Source organism: Streptomyces sp. NRRL S-244, assembly GCF_000717915.1.
Classification (GTDB): Bacteria; Actinomycetota; Actinomycetes; order Streptomycetales; family Streptomycetaceae; genus Streptomyces.
The window spans coordinates 1-18,920 of sequence record NZ_JOCX01000001.1; the positions used below are offsets into that span (position 1 = coordinate 1).

An 18,920-nucleotide genomic window follows, 5' to 3' on the forward strand; every position below is an offset into this window, starting at 1 on the left:
CCTCCACCCCCCTCCCCCTCGACGCCCTCGTCGCGATCTACCGCGACCAGGCGACCCGCACCGCCGCCACCGCCCACCCCGACCGCATGCGCCTGCTCACCACCTCCGAGTCGGCCGCCTTCCTCATCGCCGCCGAAATGCAGCGCGTCGGCCTCCCCTGGCGCGCCGACGTCCACCGTGCCCTGCTCACCGAGCTCCTCGGCGAGCGCTACGCCGGCGGCGGTGAACCCCGCCGCCTCGCCGAGCTGGCCGACGAGATCTCCGCCGCGTTCGGCCGCCGCGTACGCCCCGACCTCCCGGCCGACGTCATCAAGGCCTTCGCCGAGGCCGGGATCCGGCTCAAGTCCACCCGCCGCTGGGAGATCCAGGAGCTCGACCACCCCGCCGTAGAGCCCCTCCTCGCGTACAAGAAGCTGTACCGGATCTACACCGCCCACGGCTGGAGCTGGCTCCAGGACTGGGTGCGCGACGGCCGCTTCCGCCCCGAGTTCGTCCCCGGCGGCACCCTCACCGGCCGCTGGGTCACCAACGGCGGCGGCGCCCTGCAGATCCCGAAGGTGATCCGCAGAGCCGTCGTCGCCGACCCCGGCTGGCGGCTCGTCGTCGCCGACGCCGACCAGATGGAGCCCCGCGTGCTGGCCGCGATCTCCCGCGACCCCGCCTTCATGGAGGTGGCCGGGCGCCCCGAGGACCTCTACACGGCCATCTCCCGCCAGGGCTTCTCCGGCGACCGGGACATGGCCAAGCTGGCCGTCCTCGGCGCCGTGTACGGGCAGACCTCCGGCGACGGCCTCAAGAACCTGGCCGCGCTGCGCCGCCGCTTCCCGCAGGCCGTGGCGTACGTGGACGACGCCGCCAAGGCCGGCGAGGAGGGCCGCCTCGTACGTACCTGGCTGGGCCGGACCTGCCCGCCGCCGGTCGGCGCCGACGAGGACGGCGAAGCCGGCGTCCCGCAGGACCGGGAGGAGGGCTGGACGCCGAGCTACGCCTCGACCAACACCCGCGCCCGCGGCCGGTTCACCCGCAACTTCGTCGTCCAGGGCAGCGCCGCCGACTGGGCGCTGCTGCTCCTCGCGGCCCTGCGCCAGGCCATCGCCGGCGCCGGGATGCGGGCCGAGCTCGTGTTCTTCCAGCACGACGAGGTGATCGTGCACTGCCCGGCCGAGGAGGCCGGGGCGGTGGCCGAGGCGATCCGCACCGCCGGCGACCGCGCCGGCCGCATCGCCTTCGGCGACACCCCGGTCCGCTTCCCGTTCACGACGGCGGTCGTCCAGTGCTACGCGGACGCGAAGTAGAGCCGCCCACGGTCCTAACCCACCCCGGGAACGTCCAGTCCGTGGAAGTAGACGTGGAACTCCTCGCGCTCGAACCCCTCCGCCTCGTACAGCGCCTGCGCGACGTGGTTGTCGTACGCCGTCTCCAGCTGTACCCCGGACACCCCCGCCTCCCGCGCCCGGCGCAGCACCTCGCGCAGCAGCGCCCGCCCGGCGCCGGTGCGGCGGCCGGAGGGGTCGACGTACAGGTCGCTCAGGATCCACATCGGCCGCAGGGCGAGCGACGAGAACGTCCGGTAGACCTGCGCGAACCCGACCGTGCCGGCCCCCGGCACATCCGCGAGCAGCACCAGCGACTCGCCGCCCCGGATCCGCTCCGCGAGGTACGCCCGGGGCGCGTCCGGGTCCTCGACCTTCACCTCGTAGAAGTCGAGGTAGCCCCTGAACAGCACGCCCGCGACGTCGAGATCACCATGACCGGCAACGCGCAGCACCACACCCTGATCGCTCATTCCCTCAGTGTGCGGTAACGGACTGGGCGGGCAGGTTGAAGACGTGGTCCGGGGTGACGACCTTGGTGATCGCCTCACCGAAGAGGGTGCTGGGCTCGGCACCCTCGTACGAGATGTCCGTGTTCAGCATCACCGCCAGCGTGGCCTTCGCCTCCGGCAGGTACACGGCCAGCGCCTGATAGCCGGGCAGTGAACCGTTGTGGCCGATCCAGCCCTGGACGTTGAAGATGCCCAGGCCGTAGCCGGTGCCGGGCAGCGCCTCGACGACCTTGAGGCGTTCGGCCTGGGTGGCGGGCTTCAGCAGCGTGCCCGTGGCCATGACCTTCGTCCAGGCCTTCAGGTCTTCGAGATCGGAGATCATCGCTCCGGCGGCCCAGCCCCAGGAGGGGTTCCAGTCGGCCGCGTCCTCGGTCTTGCCGGTCGCGGTCTGGTCCGTGTAGCCCTGGGAGTGCGGATTCGGGAACTCCGCGCCGACGGGGAAGAGCGTGTGGTGCAGCCCGGCCGGTCGGACGACCTTCTGGTTGATGTAGTCGTTGAGCCTCTGCCCGCTCTGCTTCTCGACCACCAGCCCCAGCAGGATCAAGTTGGTGTTGCAGTAGTAGAACTTGGCGCCGGGCTCGAACAGCACCGGGTGCTTGAAGGAGTACGCGAGCAGCTGCTGCGGGGTGAAGGGCCGTCGAGGATCGCTCGTGAGGGCCTTGAAGAAGCCCTCGTCCTCGGAGTAGTTGAACAACCCGCTCCGCATCCCGGCGAGCTCACGCAACGTGATCCGGTCCCCGTTGGGCACCCCGGCCACGTACTTGCCGATGGGGTCGTCCAGCCGGGCCTTGCCCTGGTCGACCAGCTGGAGCAGGGCGGTCACGGTGAACGTCTTGGTCACGCTGCCGATGCGCATGTTCATGTCCGTACGGATCGACTGGCCGGTGGCCTTGTCGGCGACACCGAAGGCCCGTACGTACGAGCCCTTGCCGGGGGCCGAGAGCGACACCATCACCCCGGGCACCTTGGCCTGGCTCATCACTTTCCGCACGGCGTCGTCCAACTGCCGCGCCACGGCCGGCGTGAGCTGCGGAAACTCCGTATCACTGGCAACGGGAGCCGACGCGACGGTCCCGGCCGACGTATCGAGCGCGTACCCGGCCCCCGCCCCGAGCGGCAGCACCACCAGTCCGACCGCGGCCACCCCCACCGCCGCTTTGCGCAACCGTGTAGACATGCCGGCCTCCTGCCACGCGTCGCCCGGGTCCAGCCTTCCCAAAGTAGCCCCACCCCCACCGCCCGGCGACCGGACCCCGGCCGCCCCCGCAGCCGGTCGATCACTCTCGGTGTGCTCACGGACGACATAGGGGGGCCATGACGACGAGCCGATCGACCCCAACCGCCTGGCAACACGGTTCGCGAGGCTGGCAGTCGCGGCCGCCGTGGACGAAGACACCCGGACGGCTGGCCGGACAGACGCCGCATCATCGACCGCTCCCTGAAGCGGTTCATCGCCACGGGCGATGGCACGCGGATCATGCAGTTCCTCGATGCCGCTCGAAACGCCGCCGCCGACCCCGTCTTGTCCGCCGGCCTCGGCATTGCGGCCCGGCTCCGGCGCGAGCACGAACTGAGCAAGCTCCGGCTCGAGCGGCAGGAAGCCGACGCGGCCCGGAAGGCGGCCGCGGAAGAGGCCGAGGCCCAGCGCCGTGCCCACGCGGTGGAAAGGGAGAAGGAACGGGCGGCACGCGGAGCGGGCAACGCCCCTCCGCCGATCTGATCCTCGCTCCACGTTTGCCCGAAGTCCGCGCCGACCGGCCTCGGTTCACCGTCCGATGTCAGCGGTCAGCAGCTCCAGCACCTGATGGGCCGTCCACCTGCCCGCCGCACCCGGGCAGGTGGCCAGGTAGTGCGCGATGTCCTGCCTCTCCCACGGCCCCGATTCCAGGAGTCCGCCGGCCAGGTACCGCAGGTACGCCGCTGAAGGCATGAGCACGTCCACGTCCTGGAGCGTCCACGGCGCCGTGAACGTCAGTACGGGGATGCCGTCGATCGTTCCGGGGCAGATCAGGGTCTCGTAGCGTCCGGGGCCCACCTCGTGGCGGCCCTCGCGAAGAACCGTCGTCAGATCGAGGTCGCGTCCGGGCTCCTCGTACATCTCCTGCATGGCGATGTCGGACATCTGGCCAACGGTGACCAGATGCGCGCGTCCACGCGTACGTCCCGGGGCGGTCGGATCGTAGAACCCGCGCCCACCCGTCCACACGGGGGACTCGGTTGCGAAGTAGAGGCGGCCCGCCAACTCCACCGCGACGGACCGCTCCGGCCCCCGCCGGTCCCGGCATCCCGGGTACGTGCGCATGGCGCCCGGCGGCGTACCTCCCGCGATGTACGCGGCAAGGCGGTCCATGTGCATGTTGGAGCCATAGGAGGCGTACCAGACCCGATCAGGCACAGCGAGTGCTCCGTCGAGCGGCATCACAGTGTGCACGGTCATGCGCGTTTCCCCGGGGGAGGTCGTGAGGACCGCCATCAGTCCGCCAACACGGACCAGCGTATGACGCGCCGGCGCAAGATCCGGTGAATAGCAAAAGCCCCAGGTCACGGCGAGTGAGTCCTGGGGCTTCTACAGAGCCGCCTTCGGGATTCGAACCCGAGACCTACGCATTACGAGTTGTCCGATCTTGTTCCGCACACGTCCGTCAAGGTGTCCGACAGCTACATAAGCGCAGGTCAGAAGGACTTCCCGGACACCCTCAGCTCACCCCGGACAGCCATGGAATCTGGGATGACCGAGACCAGGACTGAGACCCGGCTCAGCCTTCCCCCAGTGCGGCAAGGTGATCGGCGAAGCTCTCCGTGAGGCTCCGCAGTACCGCCGCCCCCTTCCCAGCGGTGGCCTGAGAAGGAAAACCGATGACACCACTCTTCGTGTACGCCTTCATGCCGAGCGTCAGCAGAAACGGCCGATCACTCGCATCGTGGTCCGCAGCTTCGTACCCCGGGCGAACAAAGTCAGGCTCCGAGTGGAGCAGGATCGAGGTTTCGATCTCTCCCGCGTGCATGTCGTCGTGTGCGTTGCTGCTGAGGCCAGCGTGTTCACGGGCGCTGTTCCACTCCCGGCCCTGCGGAAAGAGGCTCATGCGCGGCTCTGTGAGGTTGGCCTCCTGCACGATGTTCGAGAGTACGTAGTTGCCCCCGTGCGCATTGACGAGGACGAGCTTTCGCACCCCCGACGCTTCGAGCGATGAGGCAATGTCGGTGATCACTGCGTGCAGCGTACGGGCGCTGATGCTCACCGTTCCGGGCCACGTCCCGTGCTCATGGCTGCATGCGATGCTGATGGGAGGCAGGGCCATCACGGGGTAGGCCGCGGCGAGCTCACGGGTGATGATGCACGCGATTGCGGTATCTGTGATCAGCGGCAGGTAGGCGCCGTGCTGCTCATACGACCCGATCGGCAGCAGAGCGACGCGCGGCGCCTGTTCCTGAACATCGATAGTGGTGATGGTGGGAAGCAGGTTCACGGCTCTCCTCTGGTCCGGTCAGCTCCCCTTCATACTGCCCAACAATCGGTTGAGCTCCGCAATCTCCACCAGCTTCCGCCACGGCGTGAGAAACGGCTGCAGCCTCAGCAGCTCCCCTAGAATGCGCGCCGAACCGGTCGCCTGAGCAATCGCTGCGGCCTGCGAAGCGGCGTTGTACGCGCCTTCCACGTCCTCAAGCTGGGCATAGGCCGTGGCGAGCCGGGCCAGACAAAGCCCTCGGTCCCGCTGCTGCTCGGCCGGCCACTCCGTGAGACTCGCTTCAAGGGTCGCGACGGCTTGCTCGGGCTGCCCGAGGTGCAGGGCGCATGCCGCTGCCTCCATGTCGATGTACGCGACCGAGCAGTACGGGGCGAGCCCCTCCCCGACCGGGCCCTGGTCGGCCAGCGCTCGCGCTTCATCCAACGCGCGTGTGCTCTCGTCGCCCTGCCCAAGAAGGGCGTCCGCGTACGCTCTCGCACGAAGTGCAACGGCCCTAACGTCCTGGGGAAGCCCTCGCGCCTGCCTCAGCGCAGCGTTGGCCAGCCCAACCGCATATCCGGCTTGGCCCGCCTCCGCCGCGATGTTGCTCCGCCGCTGGAAGACGTAGGCGCTCAGGGCCGGGTCCTCCAGCTCCGAGGCGTAGTCCAACGCCCGATTCGTCCAAAGCATTGCGGACTGCGAGTCTCCCGAGTCCTGATGAAGCCATCCGAGCAGTTCGGAGTACCGGGCGCCCACCCGCACCGCTTCGTCTCGGAGTGGCCCCCGCGCTTCCTTGCAGACCTGTTCAATGAGCGGCATCTGACTCTGAACCGCCGGCACGAGGAACCGTGGCCCCACTACAGGCTCAGCCTGCACGTGCTGCATGAACACCGCCTTCAGGTACCCGATGACTTCCGGGCTGGCCTGCATGCTTGCGGCTCGCGGTGCTGGCAAGGACGGCAGCGTATCCAGCTGCGATGGTGCCGCTTCGAGGGATAAGCCCAGCTCAACCCGCGTGGCCTGGTAGGCCTCACAGAAGAGCGTCTGATAGTCCGTCCCCGGTGGCCGGCGGCCGTTCTCGAACATCGAGACCTGAGCCTTGAGGCTGGTTCGAGAGGGGAGCTGAATGCCGAGCCGGGCGGCCGCGTCCTCCATTGCATCCATCAGATCGGCCTGAGACCACCCTCGCGCGGCCCGTGCTGCTTGGAGCTTCGACTTCATGGCGCCCCCAACGTCCATTGATGCAACAGGCGCCCATCATGCCGAAACAGGCCCCTGACGTGGGGAGTTAACAGGTAACAGCGGCCGACTGTTAACTCCTGTGCACTGTGGATCGGCTCGAAATGAGGCCTACTGGTTCTCGTCAGACGGACCAGGTCGAGCAGCTTCAAGCTGTTGGACCCGGCCCTGGAGTTCAGAAACTCGGGAGGTGAGATGCACGAGCTGATCCTGGAGGTCTCGGAGCCCAAGCGAGGTCTCTTGAGCCGTCGGATCCCCCTTCTTGGGGTCGAGCACGTACGTCCCGCTTCCCTGCTTGCCAACAACAAGACCGTCTTCGGCAAGTTGCCTGTAGGCGCTCTGCACGGTCATGAGGCCTACGCGGAGCTGCCTGGCCAGGCCCTTGGCCCCGGGGAGCTGGCTCCCTGTCGGGTACACGCCGTCGCCGATGTCCTTGCGGAACTTGGCGGCGATCTCCTTGGCAGTCGGGGGTTGCTCCGGGTTCCAGTCCATGGGTAGAGCGTAACCAACCTAGGTCTTTTTCAAAGGCGCCCTGCGGGTGCTTGACGACCAGCAAGAGACCTAGGTAACTTCAAACCAAGCAAGCGACCTAGGTAACTTGCTTCGGCTCCGGCTGTGTCCCCCTGCCTCGCGGCAGGGGAGCCCTCTGGGTTTCCACGGCCAGTCGGGAGCTACCGGCTTTGAGTTGAGAACTGAACAGCGTGCCAAGCAAAACGAGACGGGCGTGATCCCGTCCCCGGGGCGACGGGATGTCGCTCGGCGGCAACACGTTTCTGTCACGTTCCGGCTCTGCGATCGCCCCTGGCCTGGGGTGCTACCCGGTTCGTGCCGCCCTGCTGGCGTCAGAGCAGTGACGATGACGCGCCCGATTTCCGGGCTCGGGACCGGTCCGCCGTGGCAACGGCAGACCGGTGAAGCCCGCCCACACACGGCTTGACCTGGCATTCAGGAGTCTTCGTGATCCGGTTAAGAGCCTTGGCCGTCGCCCTGCTGGACCGGCAGGCCGGCGTTGCCCTTCGCGTCTCCCCCGATCCGCCGCGCGAGCGCACCGGCTCTCTCGGTGATTCGCGGAGTCGGGACACCCGCGCGGCCGCAGCCGCGGCCGGTTGCCTCCTCCGCCCGTCCGTCGCCCCTTGGGCGGCGTACGGGCGGGGTGGGGGAGCTGGAGTTCTTCCCGCTTCATCCCAACGCAGTGCAGCCCCGGTGCTCGAACACCGGGGCTGCTGTTGGGTCCCGTTCCTCTACCGAAGGAGCAAGACCCGTGGAGTCCATCGCTGCACTTCAGAACCGTGTTACCCCGTGGTCCGACAGCCTGGAGCCGTCAGATGCGGAGCTGAATGAGATCGAGGCCGAGATGCCTCTGGTCCTGGCGGAGGTCGAGTTGCTGGACGCGCTGATCGTGCTGCTGGACCGGCCGGCGTCGGAGTTCGACGGCCGCCGGATCCGCCGGGCGCATCGGCGGGTGCTGGCGGCCCGCCGGGACGCGGAGAACAAGTCGTGCCCTCTGCCGCCGGCGGTGGCGTGATGACGTACGCCTTCCTCCACCTTCGGCGCGGCCGGTGGAGCGTGTTCGTGGCGCTCCTCGGTAAGCCGGACTGGCCCAGCCTCTCCTTCACCGGTACGGCCGCCCCGACGGTTGAGGAGCGCTCGCGGGCGCTCACCGCGCTTGGCTACGCCGTCACGGACGGGGTCGAGTGGTCCTGGACCGAGGACAGTGAGCGGCCCGAAGAGCCGACGTCCGCGGTCGTTCTGATCGCCAAGATGCCCGTCTCGCCGGTCGTGGGGGGTGCGTTGTGAGCGATGCTCATCTGCGCTCATCGGAACGCGCTTTGGCGTTCGGGACGTGGCTGATCGTGAGCGGGGCGATGCTCTTCTCGATCCTCACGGTCACGCCGCTGATGGCCGCCCACACCCCGGACGCGTGGGACTGGACGGCGCCGATCCTGCCGCTCGTGGTGGACGCTGCGGTGCTCATCGTGGTCCGTCTCGACTCGGTCCTGGCCCGCCTTGGCGGACACGGGGGGCCGTGGCCGGTGGCCCTGCGCTGGATGACCGGCGCGATGACGCTCCTGCTGAACATCGGCGCATCCGCCCTGGCAGGAGACATGGTCGGGGTCGCGATCCACGCGGTCGCACCTCTTCTGCTGATCGTCACCGCAGAGGCCGGCCTTGCCTACCGGCGCGCCCTGACCGCCGCCATCCTCGCCGCCGAGGAACGCAAGCAGGCCCGGCGGGACGCCACCGCACGAGCGGCCGCCGAGCGCGAGGAGAACCAGCTGCGGGCGGATCGTGAACGCCGTGACCACGAGGCAGCGCAGGCGCGTGAGCAGCGTGAGCACGAGGCGAAGCTGGCCCGGGAAGCCGAGGAGCGCCGGGATCGGATCCGCCGTGAAGAGGCCGACCGTGCGGAGGCTGCGCGGCGGGCGGAGCAGGAGGCGCGGGACGAGCGTGAGCGCCGTGAGCACGAGCGTGAGCAAGCCGCGATTGCCCGTGAGCAGGCTGCCCGACGGGCCGCCGCACAGCGCGCGGCCGAGGACCGCCGCCGAGCCGAGCAGGAACGTCAGGAAGCGGCTGAGCGGGCGGAGCGTGAGCGCGCCGAGCTGCTGGCCGCCGGCCCCGCGGAGGAGAAGCTGCCCGAGGTCCGGGCCCGTCAGGTCGTGCAGGCCGCCTACGCGGCGGGTCTGACGCAGCGGCAGGCCATCGAACTCACCGGCTGGTCCGCGGGCTGGATCGCCGCCCGGTACCAGGAACTGCGCGACCTCACCGCCCCCACCCCGCGCCCCGTCCTCGAAGGAGCAGCACAGTGAAGCTCTCCCCGAACACCAGCCCCGCCGAACCGGACAACCTGCTGATCCGGATGCACAACCAGCTCGGCGCCGCCATCGACGTCAAGGGCACCGAGGACCGCGCCCGCTGGGCCTGCCACGGATGCGGCGAGACCCGCTCCGACTACCCGCTCTACATGACCCGCGTGGACGCCAACGACCACGCCACCAGTTGCCGGGCCGCCTACCACCGCATCCGCTGATGGCCAGCCTGCCCGTCTATGCGTGGCGCCTGGCCCCGGACGGGCTGGCTACCCGCCGACAGCTCCGTGCGCTCGGCCTGAGGCCGGGCGGTCAGGACGTGGCCGCGCAGGTGGAGCGGCCTCGCCGGCGGCGCGGCCCGCTGGTCGCCTACCTGTACCGGATCGATGCGGCCCGGCCCGTTCGACCGATGACCGAGCGGCGGGCCGCGGCCCTGGCAAAGGCCAACGCGGCCCGCCGCCGGTGCCCGGCCTGCCGACGTGATGCCGGGTACGTGATCCCGGCCGCGCTCGGCATGTGCACCCCGTGCGCCTACCCACAACCCGATGACCGCGTCTGACCTGCACCGTCCAAGCACTGGAAGGAGGGAACCACCATGTCCGGAATCGACTGGGACGAGGAGTTCACCCGCATGAACCCCGAGGCCCCGGAGAAGCCCAGCACGTCGTCCAAGTTCTCCGCCACGATCGGCAAGCTCGGCGGGGTCCGCCGCAACACCGCCGCCTTCGCCGTCTGCGGCACCATCGCCGTCCTCGCGGTCTGCGGGACGGTCGTGGCCGTCACCAGCATGCAGGGCGAACAGGCCGCCCAGGACCGGGCCCGGGCCAAGGAACAGGCCGCGAACGCCCTGGTGGAGGCGGAGGCCGACAAGCAGCGCGCGCAGACCGCCGAAGCCGCGGCCAAGACCCTGTACGAGCGGGAGATGACCGTCTACCAGGAGTGCATGAAGATCCGCGCGGCCGCGGTGGCCAAGGCAGCCTCCTGGGAGGTCTCCAAGGTTCCCTCCTGTGCTGCCCCGACCCTCGGCGGCGGTCCGGCGCCTAAGACGCAGGAGTCCGCCGGCGACGGTGCGGGCGCCATCGCGTCCAGTCCGTGGCTGTGGGTGGCGCTCGTCGGCGGCGGTGGCCTCTTCGCCTACAAGAAGCTCTCCGTGCCCTCCGGTTCGGGTGCGGTTGTCTCCGCGAACGACAAGGGATTCGTCTTCGAGAAGGGTGCCTGAAATGACGCTCCAGTTCTTCGCCCTGGCCCTGTTCTGCTGGGCCCTGTTCTTCACCTTCAAGAAGACGAAGGGAAAGCAGATGGCGATCTGCCTGATGCTGATCGTCTCCGGGATCTTCCTGCCGTACACACCGTTCAGCGACGAGATCCGCAGCACCCTCGAATCCGTCTTCAACACCGCGAACAGCACCGTCAGCAACATCGGCACGTCACGCTGAGCTACCAGCGCACCGGTTACTGGTTACCGGTTACAGCCCACGAACGCCCCATCGAACCGCCCCGTGCGGCCCGAACCGGCGCCTGTAGGGGCTGTAACCGGTAACCGGTAACCCCCGACAACTACACAGTGTCACGTAAGGAGGCTCGTGGAAATCCTCGTTCTCCTCGCCATCTCCTACCTCGTCGGCGTCAACAACACCCACGACACCTACGAGAAGGCAGGCATCAACAAGCCCCCGCCGAAACCGAAATCCAAATGGCAGCCGACCAAAGCCCCGGACACCTTCCGGAACGGCGCCTACAACGCGGCGGCGAAAGCCCATTACGGGCTCCTGGCGGGCGCCCACTTTGCCGGGGGCCTGCGTGACGGATGGCGGTCCGCCTACATGAAGAAGCCCGGCGCCAAGCCTTCCGGTTCGCCGTCCGCGGCAGCTCCGGCGGGGCCATCGGCGCCCGCCGCCGGGGCGACCGTTCCTCCCCAGCCCACCGTGCCCCCGAAACCGACTGTGCCGCCGAAGCCCACTGATCCCCCGACTCCGCCGCCCCCGACCTCGCCGCCGGCCACGACGGTTCCGGCGCCGGGCACGGTGCCTGTGCCGCCCACGATCAAGCTGCCCGAGCAGATTCGGAAGGACCCCGCGATGCAGCCCAACCCGCCCGTCCCGCACACCGCGACCGTCGACAACAAGGGCGTCCACGTCACCACCGCCGCAGGCAAGACCCGCACCTACAGCGGCGGGGAGGTCATCACCCTCACGCAGGTCATCGACCTCGCCGAGGGCGCGGCCAACCTGTGCCAGGTCAGCACCGACACCTGCCTGGAACTCGTCGACGAGTCCACCGAGCTCGCCTCGGACTGTGACGTCCTGATCGCCGAGATCACCGAGAAGGGCGTCGGGGCGAACCTCATCGGCAAGTGCGAGCACCTCAAGGAACAGCTCGACCTCCAGGCCGCCGCCGCCAAGAAGCTCCACGACCAGATCCAGGGCGGCGAAGAGGCCTGCCGCACCGCATCCGCGAACGCCGAGGTCCGCCACGGCCAGATCTTCCGCGCCGTGGCCGACTCGCCGCTGACCGCGCCTGCCGAACGCGACTTCTACAACGCCCGATAGACGAGGAGCCCGGATGTCTGCCACCGAATCCCTGAAGGACGCCGCCACGTACGCGGCCCTGCGCACCAAGCTCGCCTGGCTGACCCACCAGGTCCATGCTCACGCCGACACCGTCACCCAGCTCACGACCGACGTGGATGAGACGGCGGAGCAGATGCAGGATGCGGCCGAGACGATGAAGGCGCTGGCCGTGGATGCGGCCACCACCGCCGAGTTCGCCGACGCCGCCCTGACGATGACCGGCGCCAAGGACGCCGCTGGCGCCTACACCGCCGCAGCCGACAACGCGGCCGCGGCCGCCGACGACGCCAAGACCACCACCGAGACCGACCACGGCGGCATCGCCGACGCGGTGGACACCTCCCCGGTCGAGATGGCCGAAGCCGCCTTCTACACCCAGCCCTAAGGAGGCAGGGCCATGGGGCCGACCCGAGCACAGTTCATCCAGTACGCGCCCGCCGCTCTCGCGCTGGCGTCCGTGACCGCCGGCCCCTGGTCCGCCCTCGCCGCCGCAGCCGCCGGAGTAGGGGCATGGGCCGCAGGCGCCTCCGCTCCCGCACTGCGGTCCCTGATCGCCTGCGGGATCACCGCCAGCGGATGCGGCATCGCCGCCCACCAGATCCTCACCACCGGCATGAACCCCCTCTTCGCCCTCGGCCTCGCCGTACCGGCCGGAGCGGCAGCCCTGGCCCACCACCGCAACACCGGCGCCGGACTCCCCGCCCTCCCCGCCACGACGGCGGCGGGCCAGTCCTCGCAGGCGCAGGTAATCACGGCATGGTGGACGGAGTTCATCTGCGGCCCGACCCAGACCGAGGGCCGCAAGCTCATCCAGGCCGGCGCCCACCTCGCGCACCTGACCCTCGACGTCGGGGACGAGAACGTGTCGTTCTCCGGGGTCATCACGGTGCCGCAGGGCCAGCAGGTGAGGGTGAAGGCGGCGGACATCGCCTCCGTGTACCGGGTCCCCGTCTCGCAGGTGGAGATGGGCGATCCCAAGCACTACGCGCCGAACGCACTCCCGGTCACGGTCCACCTCAGGAAGGCGCCGGAACTGCCGGAGCAGCCGGGAATCTCGGCGGGTGCTCCGTCCACGCCCGAGGAGCTGTGGGCCGCGCATGTGGCCGTCCCGGACGGCGCGATGCCCGGCACCCGCCTGACCCTGACCCGCTACGACGGCCCCCTGGACTGGGAAGGGATCGCCACGCGGGAACGGAAGGCGATCGGGACCGTCAACATCCAAGACCTCGCCGGGAACCTGGACCTGTCGTCCATCCAGATCGCCCTCGCTCCCACGGACAAGCCCTCGCATATGGGGGTGCGCGTGATGAAGGAGCACGCGCTGATGCACGGCACGATGCTCTCCGACGTCGTGGACGAGCTGGCCATGGACTCCCGCGGATACGTCCGCCTGGGCACCTACATCGACACCCACGCCGCCCTCGTCCCCCTGGCCCAGCCGGGATCCGGGGCCCGCCACCTCTACCTCGTCGGCGGATCCCGCTCCGGCAAGTCCGGAGTGCTGGAACAGATCCTGCTCTCCGCCCACCGATCCCGGATCGCGGTGATCCTGTCCTCCCCACAGGCCGGCACCATCGCCGGAGCAAGCCTGGCCGCTCACTGCGGCGACGGCCTGGACGAAGCCATGGGCGCCCTGCGCCTGGCCTACGCGGTCATGCTCGACCGCGAAGCCCGCTACCGCTCCCCGGCCTTCCCCTTCACCGACCCGCTGATCCTGAGCGTCATCGACGAAGCGCACATGCTGCTGTCGGTCTCCTCCCCGTACCACGCGGAGGCGAAGGCGATCGTGGAGCAGATGACCCGCCGATCCCTCAAGCGAGGGATCGGGGTGGTCCTGGCCACCCAGACCCCGCTGGCCGAAGACCTCGGGAACTCCTCGATCATCCGCTCCCAGCTCCTGATCGGCGGCGGCGCCGTCTTCCTGCGCTGCGCCAAGGGCCAGGGCTCCCTCGTCGGAGCGAACGCGGTCGAAGGCGCGGAGGGCATCGACCTGTCGATGATCCCCTCGTCGTGGCCGGGCCAGTACGCCAAGGTCTCCGACCGGGACATGACCGGTCTGGACACCGAGGCCGCCGCTGGTCCCGAGGACGGCACGTTCGGCCTCGGCTACCTCCTCACCCCCGGCTCCCAAGCCGTCCAGTTCCGCTCCCTGCACCTCGACGTCCCGCCCACCTCCCTCTCCGGAGGCCAGCCGCCCGTCGCCGTGGAGGACTGCCAGGCCTGGCGCCAGCGGGAAGCAATCGCGCAGACCCCGGTGGTCGATCAGCGGGGCAAGAACCTGATCGGCAGCCTCACCGACCTCCTCACCAAGACCGAGCAGGGCCCGGCCACGCTGCCCCAGCCGCGGGCCCAGACCGCCCCCGCCAGCCCGGCACCTGCTTCGGACGGACAGGAGCTGATCAAGCCGCGAATCCTCGAACTCCTGCGGGAGGGATCCATCCCCATGACGGTCGAAATCATCGCCCGAAAGCTGGGCACCTCCGCGAACAAGATCAAGCCGCGCCTGTCCGAGCTGAAGAAGCGGGGCGAGGTCACCAACGAGAACGGCCTATGGAGGGCTGCATGAACCGCACTGAAACCGAGTTCACCCCCATCGACTCCGACCTGTACGTGAAGGCGTTCCACCTCCTCGACCCCACCCCGGCGGCCCCGTCCGCGCCTTCGCCGGTGTCGCTGATCCTCGCGGCCGGGCCGGTGCACCGGGCGGGCCCGGTGGAGAAGACCCTCACCGACGCGCTCGCCTTCCTCGACACCCACGGCTGGGCCAAGCACCGCCTCATCCACCCCGAAGGCGCCCGCTGCTCCATCGGCGCCCTGCGCGCCGCCGCCGGCGCCCGCAACTCGGCCTACCGCGATGCCGGAAAGCTCCTCCTAGACGAAGCCCGACGCCAGCACGGGGCCCAGTGGAAGGCGATCCCGGCCTGGAACGACTCCCACACCGGCCCGCAGGTCCGCAGCGTCTGGGAGGCCGCCATCCAGCGCGCCCACCAGGCGAACATCTGAGGCCGGAGCCGCCCGTGTCGTTCTCGTTCACCAACCCCAAACCGGACCACGGCCACGACGATCGCTCGTTCTCCTTCACCTCGCCGGCGGAAGTCGAGGAGAAGCTCCAGACGATCGAAGACCTGGCCCACGAAATCCTCCGCCTCATCGCCGAAGTACGCAGACAGACCGACAGCTGAGCGCCCCACCCACCCAGACAGCGAGGGCGGCCCCCTCTCACCACAGACCGGGCCGCCCTCACCCATGTCCAGCCCGGCCACGAACACCCTCAACAGCCGAAAGGCCACCGCATGAACCAGCCCCTGCCCGAGCGCGTCGCCGACGCCCTCGCGCTCCTCACCGGGCAGCGCACCGTGCGCTGCCCGCACCCCGAATGCCGGGTCAGCATCCGCTACCGCCACGTCACCCCCGACGAAGCCAAGCGGCTGACCGACCTGGCCACCGACCACACCCGCCACTGAACACAGCGAGGGCAGCCCGTCTCGCCAAAGCCCGAGCCGCCCTCGACTGCCAATGCACCGCCTCAACGCCACCGGGATGCCCGGCGGCGCCAGCAGCACCGTCACTCAGCACTGAGGAGAACCCCTTGAAGACCACCACGATGCCGTGGTTCGAAACCCTCACCGACAGCGTCCACGCCCTTGGCGCCGCCGCTGGTGAGGCCCAGCACGCCCACCAGGGAGCCGCCCTCAACCTCGCCCACAGCGACCTGGACAGGGTCCGGCTGGTAGATGGCGGCATCCAGCTCCCCCACTGGAGCCCGGACATGCCCTACCAGCCGCACGTCCACACCATCGCCCTGATCAACGGCCACCACCGCAACCACGCCCACCTGCTGTACCGGCTCCACCACCAGAGCGCACAGGCGTACGCCTACGGCACCACGTGGGCCATCCGACAGGTCCTCACTGGCAACCAGCCGCCGCTGGTACAGCTGACCCGGACCGCGCAGGGCTTCTACATGCTCCCCAGTGAGGCCTACCCGAGCACAGAGGGCTTCGAAGGTCTGAAGGGGTGGAGCGGCAGGCCCGACTTCGACCGGGCCCTTACCGAGATGGAGCGCCGAGAAGCAGCCGCCGAGTACGCGGCCGGCCCCTACACCGAAGACGAGCCCTTCGACGACGACGGCGAATACATCGCAGACCACGAGGCGTCCGCCATGCACGACGCCTCGATCGTCGCCGAAGGCCTGCCGGACGCCATGTACGCGTACGGCCAGCAGGCCGAACGCGCCCTGCGCTTCGCCCTGCTGGAGCCGCGCAGGCAGCACACCCGCTCCTAGATACGCCGAGGGCGGCCCCCGTCTCGCCAAAGTCCGGGGCCGCCCTCGTCAACCAGCACGTTGCATCGAACTGGAGGACTCCAGCATGACCTATCAACCCGCATCCGCGCTGCTGACGGCCGCGCTCGATGCCGCTGCCTTGGGCTGGAGCGTGTTCCCGCTCCGGCCCGGGCAGAAGCGGCCCGCTCTCCACGGGCAGGAGCACTGCCCCGGTCTGGGCGACTGCGCCGGCGGGCACCGCAAGTGGGAGGTTCGGGCCACCAGCGACCCGGACCGGATTCGCCGAGCGTGGGACCGGCTCCCGTTCAACGTCGGCATCGCCACCGGCCCCTCGAACCTCGTCGTGGTCGACCTCGATATGCCGAAGAGCAAGGGCAGTTCGGAAGCGCCGCACGGCGCAGACACCTTCCAGGCGCTCTGCGAGCGCGCCGGGCAGCCCATCCCGGCCACCCTCTCGGTGCGGACGCCCACCGGCGGATCCCACCTGTACTTCACCGCCCCCGCCGGGGTCAGGCTGGGGAACTCGGCGGGCAGGCTCGGCCCGCTCATCGACACCCGCGCGTGGGGCGGATACGTCGTCGCCCCTGGCAGCGTCACGGCCACCGGAACGTACGAGGTCAGCAGCCCGCTGACTCCGGCGCCGTTCCCGACGTGGCTGTACTCCCTGCTCGCGCCCCGCCAGGCGTTGCGCCAGCTCACCGGACGCCCCACCCTCGCCCAGCACACCAGCCGATACGCGGCCGCCGCCCTGAACGCGGAGACCGCGTCGGTCGAGTCGGCCCCGGACGGAGAGCGCAACGGGACTCTGCTGCGGGCCGCCCGGGCTCTGGGGCGGTTCATCGCCGCGGGCGACCTTCCCCGCGATGTGGTGGAGGAGGCTCTTCAGGGAGCGGGGGAGTCAGCTGGCCTGCCGTCTTCCGAGTGCCGCACCACGATCCGCTCTGGTCTGAACTGGTCCATCGCCCGCAACGCGATGAGGCGGACGGCATGAACCACCACCCCCGCTCCTCCTTGAAGAGCCTCACCCAGACCCCCACCGGCCCGAGCTCCGCCGAACCGGCCCCTGTCACCGTCGGGGGTAGGGCGCCGAAGGTCGTCGCCGAAGGCGTCCCTTCTGCTGTTCGCCGTGACCCGCGCACGGCAGACGGCCGGTACGTCGTCGCCGTCCTGCACATCTGCGCCCCGCGGGGCGCCATCCCCACCGCCACCTCGACGTGCGAGTGCGGCCACAGCCGTTCCGCTGTCGGCCAGCGGCAGGTTCTCACCCTCATCCAGCTCCACACCGACCACCGCGCCGCATGCCCGCTGGGCCGCATCGCCACCGCTCACCGGAGGAAGGCCGCATGACCATCGCCACCCAGACCCTGCCCGCGCCCAACCCGACGGCCACGGACGGCTCCCGCCTGCTGGACGAGGTGGAGTCCTTCCACCGGCGCTTCAACGTCTTCCCGACCGAAGCCGCCTACGTCGCCGTCACCTTGTGGGACGCTCACGCGCACCTGCTGGACTGCTTCGACTCCACCCCGCGCCTCGCGTTCCTCTCCCCCGAGCCCGGGTCGGGGAAGTCCCGCGCGCTGGAGATCGTGGAAACCCTGGTCCCGCAGCCGCTGGTGGCCGCGAACGCGTCCGCCCCGGTGCTGTTCCGGGCCGTCTCCACCCTGGACACCCGGCCCACGATCCTCTTCGACGAGGTAGACACGATCTTCGGTCCCAAGGCCGGGGACAACGAGCCCCTGCGCGGGTTCCTGAACGCGGGCCACCACCGGGGCGCCGGCATGTGGCGGTGCGTCGGCGACGGCACCAACCAGACCGTCCAGGAGTTTCCCAGCTTCTGCGTAGTCGCCATGGCCGGGCTCGGCTCCCTGCCCGACACAATCCTGACCCGGTCGGTCATCATCCGGATGCGCCGCAGGGCCCGCAACGAACGCGTCCAGCCCTTCCGCCGGCGCCTCCACGCCCCGGAGGGTCACGCCCTGCGCGACCGGCTCGCCGACTGGGCGGACAGCGTCCGGCACCTGGTCGACGGGGTGTTCCCGGAAATGCCCGACGAGGTGACCGACCGGCCCGCCGACGTGTGGGAGCCGCTGCTGGCCGTCGCCGACGCAGCGGGGGGTGCATGGCCCGCCCGGGCCCGCGCTGCGTGCGCCGAGATCGTGGCCGCGTCCAAGCAGGACGACAAGGGCAGCATCGGGATCCGGTTGCTGACCGACCTGCGCGACCACGTCCTCAACGGGATCGAGCGTCTGCCCACCATCTCCGTCCTGGACCGCCTCTACGCGCTGGAGGAGGCGCCTTGGGCGGACATGGGCGGCAAGCCGCTGACTTCCCGGGGCCTGGCGAAGATGCTCGGCGAGTACATGACCGGCGACAACAAGCCGGTCGAGCCCCGCAACATCAAGAGCGGCGGAGCGGTCCTCAAGGGCTACTACGCGGCCGATCTCGCGGACGCATGGGCGAGGTACTGCCCTCCCCCCACCCCCTGAGAATCCGCTACTTCCGCTACCTCCGCTACCTCGCAGGTCAGAGGCCCTGCGGAGGTAGCGGATAGCCCGAAAACATCCGCTACCCCACCAGCAACTTCCGCTACCGGCCTGGCCCCAACGGCCGGGCCGGTCGCGCACCTATCCGCTACCGCTACCCAATCCGCTACCGCGATCAAGTCCTTGACCAGGGCGGTAGCGGAGGTAGCGGCAGTAGCGGATGTCTACGAGCGGGGCGGCAAAGCCCCGCTACTCCGTCGCCGTGGAG

At 69.8% G+C, this 18,920-nt stretch carries 25 protein-coding genes; 19 read left to right on the top strand and 6 right to left on the bottom strand.

What is annotated here, in order from left to right; genetic code table 11:
* The coding region (locus IF02_RS0100005; protein WP_030152624.1) for a bifunctional 3'-5' exonuclease/DNA polymerase at positions 1 to 1,295 on the top strand (1,295 nt) is incomplete at its 5' end.
* A gap of 14 nt (positions 1,296 to 1,309) precedes the next feature.
* Here the strand turns inward: IF02_RS0100005 and IF02_RS0100010 are convergent.
* Together IF02_RS0100010 and IF02_RS0100015 are read right to left on the bottom strand one after the other, a co-directional pair.
* Positions 1,310 to 1,786, bottom strand: coding sequence for a GNAT family N-acetyltransferase (locus IF02_RS0100010; RefSeq protein ID WP_030152625.1), 477 nt, complete (start codon positions 1,784 to 1,786; stop codon positions 1,310 to 1,312).
* A gap of 4 nt (positions 1,787 to 1,790) precedes the next feature.
* Positions 1,791 to 3,002, bottom strand: a complete 1,212-nt coding sequence (locus tag IF02_RS0100015; protein WP_030152626.1) for a serine hydrolase domain-containing protein — start codon at positions 3,000 to 3,002, stop codon at positions 1,791 to 1,793.
* Between the two features lie 300 nt (positions 3,003 to 3,302).
* Here IF02_RS0100015 and IF02_RS32015 point away from each other — a divergent pair, with 300 nt between their 5' ends.
* Positions 3,303 to 3,545, top strand: coding sequence for a hypothetical protein (locus tag IF02_RS32015; protein ID WP_037835248.1), 243 nt, complete (start codon positions 3,303 to 3,305; stop codon positions 3,543 to 3,545).
* 45 nt (positions 3,546 to 3,590) lie between these two features.
* On the opposite strand, the gene IF02_RS36040 is transcribed toward IF02_RS32015, so the two are convergent.
* The 4 genes from IF02_RS36040 to IF02_RS32865 all read right to left on the bottom strand — a co-directional run bounded on the left by IF02_RS36040 (position 3,591) and on the right by IF02_RS32865 (position 7,002).
* Positions 3,591 to 3,947: a hypothetical protein gene (locus tag IF02_RS36040; RefSeq protein WP_324603740.1), complete on the bottom strand. Its 357-nt coding sequence runs from the start codon at positions 3,945 to 3,947 to the stop codon at positions 3,591 to 3,593.
* A gap of 634 nt (positions 3,948 to 4,581) precedes the next feature.
* Positions 4,582 to 5,292 (bottom strand): creatininase family protein, encoded by a 711-nt coding sequence (locus tag IF02_RS0100030; protein WP_030152628.1) that lies wholly within the window; start codon positions 5,290 to 5,292, stop codon positions 4,582 to 4,584.
* Positions 5,293 to 5,310: 18 nt separating this feature from the next.
* Positions 5,311 to 6,492, bottom strand: coding sequence for a helix-turn-helix domain-containing protein (locus IF02_RS0100035; RefSeq protein ID WP_158708413.1), 1,182 nt, complete (start codon positions 6,490 to 6,492; stop codon positions 5,311 to 5,313).
* 129 nt (positions 6,493 to 6,621) lie between these two features.
* On the bottom strand, positions 6,622 to 7,002 hold the full coding sequence (locus tag IF02_RS32865; protein WP_051695344.1) for a GntR family transcriptional regulator: 381 nt from the start codon (positions 7,000 to 7,002) through the stop codon (positions 6,622 to 6,624).
* 769 nt (positions 7,003 to 7,771) lie between these two features.
* Here IF02_RS32865 and IF02_RS0100045 point away from each other — a divergent pair.
* From IF02_RS0100045 to IF02_RS35315, 17 genes are all read left to right on the top strand, one after another.
* A complete protein-coding gene (locus tag IF02_RS0100045; protein WP_030152635.1) occupies positions 7,772 to 8,035 on the top strand; it encodes a DUF6284 family protein in 264 nt (87 codons plus the stop codon).
* Positions 8,008 to 8,307 (top strand): DUF6303 family protein, encoded by a 300-nt coding sequence (locus tag IF02_RS0100050; RefSeq protein WP_234318039.1) that lies wholly within the window; start codon positions 8,008 to 8,010, stop codon positions 8,305 to 8,307. The genes IF02_RS0100045 and IF02_RS0100050 overlap by 28 nt, the downstream gene beginning before the upstream one ends.
* Complete coding sequence (locus IF02_RS0100055; RefSeq protein ID WP_030152639.1) at positions 8,304 to 9,317, top strand: hypothetical protein; 1,014 nt, start codon at positions 8,304 to 8,306, stop codon at positions 9,315 to 9,317. Before IF02_RS0100050 ends, IF02_RS0100055 begins: the two co-directional genes overlap by 4 nt.
* Positions 9,314 to 9,538, top strand: a complete 225-nt coding sequence (locus tag IF02_RS0100060; protein WP_030152641.1) for a hypothetical protein — start codon at positions 9,314 to 9,316, stop codon at positions 9,536 to 9,538. The genes IF02_RS0100055 and IF02_RS0100060 overlap by 4 nt, the downstream gene beginning before the upstream one ends.
* On the top strand, positions 9,538 to 9,876 hold the full coding sequence (locus IF02_RS0100065; RefSeq protein ID WP_030152643.1) for an RRQRL motif-containing zinc-binding protein: 339 nt from the start codon (positions 9,538 to 9,540) through the stop codon (positions 9,874 to 9,876). Before IF02_RS0100060 ends, IF02_RS0100065 begins: the two co-directional genes overlap by 1 nt.
* A gap of 36 nt (positions 9,877 to 9,912) precedes the next feature.
* Entirely contained in the window at positions 9,913 to 10,536 is a 624-nt protein-coding gene (locus IF02_RS0100070; protein ID WP_030152645.1) for a hypothetical protein, read from the top strand.
* 1 nt (position 10,537) lies between these two features.
* Positions 10,538 to 10,753, top strand: coding sequence for a hypothetical protein (locus IF02_RS0100075; RefSeq protein ID WP_234318040.1), 216 nt, complete (start codon positions 10,538 to 10,540; stop codon positions 10,751 to 10,753).
* Positions 10,754 to 10,900: 147 nt separating this feature from the next.
* On the top strand, positions 10,901 to 11,866 hold the full coding sequence (locus IF02_RS35305; protein WP_234318041.1) for a hypothetical protein: 966 nt from the start codon (positions 10,901 to 10,903) through the stop codon (positions 11,864 to 11,866).
* 13 nt (positions 11,867 to 11,879) lie between these two features.
* On the top strand, positions 11,880 to 12,272 hold the full coding sequence (locus IF02_RS0100085) for a hypothetical protein (protein WP_030152650.1): 393 nt from the start codon (positions 11,880 to 11,882) through the stop codon (positions 12,270 to 12,272).
* Between the two features lie 12 nt (positions 12,273 to 12,284).
* Positions 12,285 to 14,453, top strand: a complete 2,169-nt coding sequence (locus tag IF02_RS0100090) for a type IV secretory system conjugative DNA transfer family protein (protein ID WP_030152651.1) — start codon at positions 12,285 to 12,287, stop codon at positions 14,451 to 14,453.
* On the top strand, positions 14,450 to 14,890 hold the full coding sequence (locus IF02_RS0100095; RefSeq protein ID WP_234318042.1) for a DUF6197 family protein: 441 nt from the start codon (positions 14,450 to 14,452) through the stop codon (positions 14,888 to 14,890). Before IF02_RS0100090 ends, IF02_RS0100095 begins: the two co-directional genes overlap by 4 nt.
* A gap of 14 nt (positions 14,891 to 14,904) precedes the next feature.
* The gene (locus IF02_RS35035) at positions 14,905 to 15,069 is read left to right on the top strand and encodes a hypothetical protein (RefSeq protein WP_199809149.1); all 165 of its coding nucleotides are present in this window, start codon (positions 14,905 to 14,907) and stop codon (positions 15,067 to 15,069) included.
* 111 nt (positions 15,070 to 15,180) lie between these two features.
* Complete coding sequence (locus IF02_RS34630; RefSeq protein WP_158708414.1) at positions 15,181 to 15,351, top strand: hypothetical protein; 171 nt, start codon at positions 15,181 to 15,183, stop codon at positions 15,349 to 15,351.
* 125 nt (positions 15,352 to 15,476) lie between these two features.
* Positions 15,477 to 16,172 carry a hypothetical protein gene (locus IF02_RS0100110; protein WP_030152655.1) on the top strand — a complete coding sequence of 232 codons (696 nt, stop codon included), beginning with the start codon at positions 15,477 to 15,479 and terminating at the stop codon, positions 16,170 to 16,172.
* Positions 16,173 to 16,257: 85 nt separating this feature from the next.
* Positions 16,258 to 17,163 (top strand): bifunctional DNA primase/polymerase, encoded by a 906-nt coding sequence (locus IF02_RS0100115; RefSeq protein WP_030152657.1) that lies wholly within the window; start codon positions 16,258 to 16,260, stop codon positions 17,161 to 17,163.
* Positions 17,160 to 17,519 carry a hypothetical protein gene (locus tag IF02_RS35310; RefSeq protein ID WP_037835249.1) on the top strand — a complete coding sequence of 120 codons (360 nt, stop codon included), beginning with the start codon at positions 17,160 to 17,162 and terminating at the stop codon, positions 17,517 to 17,519. The genes IF02_RS0100115 and IF02_RS35310 overlap by 4 nt, the downstream gene beginning before the upstream one ends.
* A gap of 554 nt (positions 17,520 to 18,073) precedes the next feature.
* Positions 18,074 to 18,655, top strand: a complete 582-nt coding sequence (locus IF02_RS35315) for a DUF3631 domain-containing protein (protein ID WP_234318060.1) — start codon at positions 18,074 to 18,076, stop codon at positions 18,653 to 18,655.
* Positions 18,656 to 18,920 lie beyond the last annotated feature (265 nt).

Excerpts from the sequence above, each read along its gene's own strand:
- IF02_RS0100015 (WP_030152626.1), bottom strand. The coding sequence starts at position 3,002 with ATGTCTACACGGTTGCGCAAAGCGGCGGTGGGGGTGGCCGCGGTCGGA.
- IF02_RS0100070 (WP_030152645.1), top strand. The coding sequence starts at position 9,913 with ATGTCCGGAATCGACTGGGACGAGGAGTTCACCCGCATGAACCCCGAG.
- IF02_RS0100035 (WP_158708413.1), bottom strand. The coding sequence starts at position 6,492 with ATGAAGTCGAAGCTCCAAGCAGCACGGGCCGCGCGAGGGTGGTCTCAG.
- IF02_RS0100115 (WP_030152657.1), top strand. The coding sequence starts at position 16,258 with ATGACCTATCAACCCGCATCCGCGCTGCTGACGGCCGCGCTCGATGCC.
- IF02_RS36040 (WP_324603740.1), bottom strand. The coding sequence starts at position 3,947 with ATGTCCGACATCGCCATGCAGGAGATGTACGAGGAGCCCGGACGCGAC.
- IF02_RS35315 (WP_234318060.1), top strand. The coding sequence starts at position 18,074 with ATGCGCCGCAGGGCCCGCAACGAACGCGTCCAGCCCTTCCGCCGGCGC.
- IF02_RS32865 (WP_051695344.1), bottom strand. The coding sequence starts at position 7,002 with ATGGACTGGAACCCGGAGCAACCCCCGACTGCCAAGGAGATCGCCGCC.
- IF02_RS0100010 (WP_030152625.1), bottom strand. The coding sequence starts at position 1,786 with ATGAGCGATCAGGGTGTGGTGCTGCGCGTTGCCGGTCATGGTGATCTC.
- IF02_RS0100065 (WP_030152643.1), top strand. The coding sequence starts at position 9,538 with ATGGCCAGCCTGCCCGTCTATGCGTGGCGCCTGGCCCCGGACGGGCTG.
- IF02_RS0100095 (WP_234318042.1), top strand. The coding sequence starts at position 14,450 with ATGAACCGCACTGAAACCGAGTTCACCCCCATCGACTCCGACCTGTAC.
- IF02_RS35310 (WP_037835249.1), top strand. The coding sequence starts at position 17,160 with ATGAACCACCACCCCCGCTCCTCCTTGAAGAGCCTCACCCAGACCCCC.
- IF02_RS0100075 (WP_234318040.1), top strand. The coding sequence starts at position 10,538 with ATGACGCTCCAGTTCTTCGCCCTGGCCCTGTTCTGCTGGGCCCTGTTC.
- IF02_RS0100085 (WP_030152650.1), top strand. The coding sequence starts at position 11,880 with ATGTCTGCCACCGAATCCCTGAAGGACGCCGCCACGTACGCGGCCCTG.
- IF02_RS0100090 (WP_030152651.1), top strand. The coding sequence starts at position 12,285 with ATGGGGCCGACCCGAGCACAGTTCATCCAGTACGCGCCCGCCGCTCTC.
- IF02_RS34630 (WP_158708414.1), top strand. The coding sequence starts at position 15,181 with ATGAACCAGCCCCTGCCCGAGCGCGTCGCCGACGCCCTCGCGCTCCTC.
- IF02_RS32015 (WP_037835248.1), top strand. The coding sequence starts at position 3,303 with ATGCAGTTCCTCGATGCCGCTCGAAACGCCGCCGCCGACCCCGTCTTG.